The 4,383-nt window shown below is 69.8% G+C and carries 6 protein-coding genes; 5 read left to right on the top strand and 1 reads right to left on the bottom strand.

The genetic code is table 11. From position 1 onward, the window contains the following. Together DEIPI_RS30615 and malQ are read left to right on the top strand one after the other, a co-directional pair. The coding region (locus DEIPI_RS30615; protein ID WP_045234187.1) for an NAD(P)-dependent oxidoreductase at positions 1-586 on the top strand (586 nt) is incomplete at its 5' end. Positions 587-725: 139 nt separating this feature from the next. Next, positions 726-2,225: a 4-alpha-glucanotransferase gene (malQ, locus tag DEIPI_RS0111850; protein WP_027481912.1), complete on the top strand. Its 1,500-nt coding sequence runs from the start codon at positions 726-728 to the stop codon at positions 2,223-2,225. Positions 2,226-2,289: 64 nt separating this feature from the next. On the opposite strand, the gene DEIPI_RS39625 is transcribed toward malQ, so the two are convergent. Next, the gene (locus tag DEIPI_RS39625) at positions 2,290-2,430 is read right to left on the bottom strand and encodes a hypothetical protein (protein ID WP_169737087.1); all 141 of its coding nucleotides are present in this window, start codon (positions 2,428-2,430) and stop codon (positions 2,290-2,292) included. 321 nt (positions 2,431-2,751) lie between these two features. On the opposite strand from DEIPI_RS39625, the gene DEIPI_RS0111855 reads away from it, so the two are divergent. The 3 genes from DEIPI_RS0111855 to DEIPI_RS39630 form a co-directional block, all read left to right on the top strand. Beyond that, complete coding sequence (locus tag DEIPI_RS0111855; RefSeq protein ID WP_027481913.1) at positions 2,752-3,327, top strand: cob(I)yrinic acid a,c-diamide adenosyltransferase; 576 nt, start codon at positions 2,752-2,754, stop codon at positions 3,325-3,327. A gap of 63 nt (positions 3,328-3,390) precedes the next feature. Further along, entirely contained in the window at positions 3,391-4,014 is a 624-nt protein-coding gene (locus DEIPI_RS0111860; protein ID WP_027481914.1) for a Crp/Fnr family transcriptional regulator, read from the top strand. Then, the coding region (locus DEIPI_RS39630) for a cyclic nucleotide-binding domain-containing protein (protein WP_045234188.1) at positions 3,998-4,383 on the top strand (386 nt) is incomplete at its 3' end. The genes DEIPI_RS0111860 and DEIPI_RS39630, both read left to right, overlap by 17 nt.

A 4,383-nucleotide genomic window follows, 5' to 3' on the forward strand; every position in this document is an offset into this window, starting at 1 on the left:
GCGCGGCCTGCACCGCGCCCGCGACCTGCAGCGGGGGGGACGCTGGGGCCGCGTGGACGGCCTGTGGACCCTGCGTGGCCGTCACGTCGTCGTGTGGGGCCACGGCCACATCGGGAAGAAGCTCGAAGCGATGCTCGCCCCGCTCGGCGCGACCGTGACGGGCCTGCGCTCACGCTCCACGACCCGGGAGATCGACGCGGCGCTCGCGAGCGCCGACGACGTGGTGCTGCTGCTGCCCGACACGCCCGACACGCGCGGCATCGTGAACGCCGCGCGGCTCGCGCACGTGAGGCCCGGCGCGTGGCTCCTGAACCTCGGGCGAGGCTCGCTCGTCGTCACGGACGACCTCGTGGCCGCCCTGAAGGACGGGACGCTCGGCGGGGCGCTCCTCGACGTCACCGATCCCGAACCTCTCCCCCCGGAGTCGCCCCTGTGGGGCATGGAGAACGTCGTGATCACCCCGCACGTCGGGTCCGCCACGGCGGACGTGCTGGACCGCGCCGCCGACTTCACGCGCGGCTTCCTCGGGGACCTCGCGGCGGGTCGCGACCCCGGCAACCGGGTGGACCTGACGCGCGGCTACTGAGCCCGCCGAGCGGAGCGAGGAGGCTCCACCCGGCGCGGCGAGGAGGGTGGCTGTTGGCGTCCCCCCCCGAATCCTACAGGTCGCTCAAGCCGTCCCCGTGCCACCCCCGGCGCGGGGACTGCTACACTGTGCCGCGACTATGGCGCTCTCACGATCCAGCGGCGTTCTGCTGCACCCCACGTCCCTGCCCGGCCCGTACGGCATCGGCGAGCTCGGCGAGCACGCCTACCGCTTCGTGGACTGGCTCGCCGACGCCGGCCAGAAGTACTGGCAGGTCATGCCGCTCGGTCAGACCGGCTACGGCGACAGCCCCTACCAGTCCTTCAGCGCCTTCGCGGGCAACCCGTACCTCATCAGCCTCGACACGCTCGTGCGGGACGGCCTCCTGAACGAGGCGGACCTCACGGAGCTCCCCGAGTTCAGCGACGACCGCGTGGACTTCGGGTTGCAGTACGTGTTCCGCCGCGCGATCCTCGCGCGCGCCTTCGAGAACTTCGAGAAGGGCGAGGGCGCCGCGCTGCGCGCCGAACTGGAAGCGTTTCGCAGCGCCGAGGAGGGCTGGCTGACCGACTACGCCCTCTACACCGCCATCAAGGCCAACCACGACGGGGCCGCGTGGAATACCTGGGAGAAGGACATCCGCACCCGCGAACCCGAGGCGCTCGCCCGCTGGGCGGAACTCATGGCGCGCGACATGGACCGCGTCGTGTTCGAGCAGTTCCTGTTCTTCCGCCAGTGGCGCGCGCTGCGCCAGTACGCGCACGGCAAGGGCATCCACGTCATCGGGGACATCCCGATCTTCGTGGCGCTCGACTCCGCCGACGCCTGGGCGAACCCCGCCGAGTTCTACTTCGACGAGGAAGGCCAGCCCACCGTGGTGGCGGGCGTGCCGCCGGACTACTTCAGCGAGACGGGTCAGCTGTGGGGCAATCCCCTGTACCGCTGGGACCGCATGGGAGCCGACGGCTTCCGCTGGTGGATCCGTCGCTTCGAGGGCAGCCTCGCCCTGTACGACGTGATCCGCATCGACCACTTCCGCGGCTTCGACGAGTACTGGGAGATCCCGGCGGGGGAGAGCACCGCCGTGAACGGCCGCTGGGTGAAGGCGCCCGGTCACGAGCTCTTCGCGGCCGTGAAGGAGGCGCTGGGCGACCTGCCGATCATCGCGGAGGACCTCGGCCTCATGACGCCCGGCGTGCACAAGCTGCGCGACGACGTGGGCTTCCCCGGCATGGCGGTGCTGCAGTTCGCCTTCGGGAGCGGCGAGTGGAACATGAACTCGTTCCTGCCGCCCAACCTCAAGGAGAACCAGGTCGTGTACACCGGCACGCACGACAACGACACCACGCGCGGCTGGTGGGAGAAGGCCAGCGACGTGGAGAAGCGCCACGCGATGGAGTTCATTCCCGACGCTTCCGACCAGAACTTCGCGTGGCGGCTCACGGAGCTCGCGTGGAGCACCCGCACCGTCCTCGCGGTGGTGCCCATGCAGGACCTCCTCAACCTCGGCAGCGACGCCCGCATGAACCTGCCCGGCACGCTCGGCCCGCACAACTGGACGTGGCGGGCCCGGCCCGAGGCGTTCAGCGCGGAACTCGCGCGGGACCTGCGGGCGATGACGGAACGCAACGGACGCTGAGGAGTCTGAATGCGGAAACAGCGGCAACTAAAGAGTTGCCGCTGTTTTTAATCAAACAGTAAGTTTACCTGTTGTCGGTTGCCAGAAAGTTAACTCCTGGAATCGGATTGTCAGGACTGTTTTGAAAATTAATCGTATAGGGACGGTTCTTGGCCGCCTTGACGATGATCGCCGACACATCTAAATATTCTTCGTCGTCTTTCACGTCTAATGTGATTTCGACGCTATTTAGTACCGGGAGATACGCAGGGGCGTATCCAGCCAGGTATAGGGCGCCGAGTATCGACAACTCGTGCCCACGATCGGTTATTACTCGTATTCGCATAACATCCCTTGAAAAATAGGTTTGCACAACAAGGCTAACATGCAAGCGAACCGAGCGATGGACGATACCGCACCCGCCGCCATGCCGTGTCGATGTCCGCTCGTCGAGCCCGAACCATGAGCGGCCGCCGTTCGACGTCCTTGCAGCCTCCCGCGTCCGCCCTCACTGACCCGCGCCCCGCGCGTGAAGTACACTCCCCGCATGAAGCTCTACACCAAGACCGGAGACCGGGGCGAGACGGGCCTGTACGGCGCGGACCGCGTCAGCAAGGCCCACCCGCGCGTCGAGGCGTACGGCACCGTCGACGAGGTCAACAGCCTCCTCGGGCTCGCGCGCGCACACCTGCACGCGGCGGGCGCCACCCCCGAGGACGCGATGGACGCCGACCTCGCCTACCTCCAGAACGCCCTGTTCGACATCGGCGCGGACCTCGCCACGCGCGAGGAGAGCCCCTACGACAAGAACATCAGCCGCCTCGACGAGGAGGACGTCGCGCGCGTCGAGGCGATGATCGACCGCTACCAGGAGGCGGCGCCCGTCCTGAAGCAGTTCATCCACCCCGGCGGCACGGTCGCCGCCGCCACGCTGCAGGTCGCGCGGGCCGTCGCGCGCCGCGCCGAGCGCGAGGTCGTGCGGCTCTCCCACGAGGAGCCCGTCAACGACCACGTGCGCGTGTACCTCAACCGCCTCTCGGACCTGCTGTTCATCATGGCGCGCGCCGCGAACGCCCACGCGGGCCTGCGCGAGGAGGAATGGCACGTCAAGGGACGCCGCTGAGCCCACCCGACCGGGCGGCGCGTTTCCCCGCGCCGCCGCCGCACACTGGGAGAGGAGGTCCGCATGCACCCCACCCCTGAAGACCTGCGCGGCGTGAAGGTCCTCGCGGACCTGAACGAGGACGCCCTCGCGTGGCTCGCGGGCATCACCGAGCTGCGCTCCGTCCCCAACGGCGAGGTGTTCGTCCGCGCGGGCACGCCCGCCGAGCACATGCACCTGATGTTCGAGGGGCAGCTCGACTACGAGGGCGACGTCGGCGGTCAGCCCGTCCACTGGGTCGTCACGACCGGCGAGGTGGCCGGGCTCCTGCCGCGCTCGCGCATGACGCACTTCCCGTCCACCGCGACCGCCGTCGGCCTCGTCCGCGTGGGACTCGTGCACCGCGACCGCTTCGCGGACATCGCCGCGCGCCTCCCGGAGCTCGACGCGCGCCTCCTCGCCGTCATGACGAACCGCATCCGCGACGCCGCGCACGCCGAGGAGCAGCGCGAACGCATGAGCGCCCTCGGGCGGCTCTCGGCGGGCCTCGCGCACGAACTCAACAACCCGGTCGCGGGCCCACGCGGGCCTGCGCGAGGAGGAATGGCACGTCAAGGGACGCCGCTGAGCCCACCCGACCGGGCGGCGCGTTTCCCCGCGCCGCCGCCGCACACTGGGAGAGGAGGTCCGCATGCACCCCACCCCTGAAGACCTGCGCGGCGTGAAGGTCCTCGCGGACCTGAACGAGGACGCCCTCGCGTGGCTCGCGGGCATCACCGAGCTGCGCTCCGTCCCCAACGGCGAGGTGTTCGTCCGCGCGGGCACGCCCGCCGAGCACATGCACCTGATGTTCGAGGGGCAGCTCGACTACGAGGGCGACGTCGGCGGTCAGCCCGTCCACTGGGTCGTCACGACCGGCGAGGTGGCCGGGCTCCTGCCGCGCTCGCGCATGACGCACTTCCCGTCCACCGCGACCGCCGTCGGCCTCGTCCGCGTGGGACTCGTGCACCGCGACCGCTTCGCGGACATCGCCGCGCGCCTCCCGGAGCTCGACGCGCGCCTCCTCGCCGTCATGAC

This window comes from Deinococcus pimensis DSM 21231 (assembly GCF_000519345.1).
Lineage (GTDB): Bacteria > Deinococcota > Deinococci > Deinococcales > Deinococcaceae > Deinococcus_A > Deinococcus_A pimensis.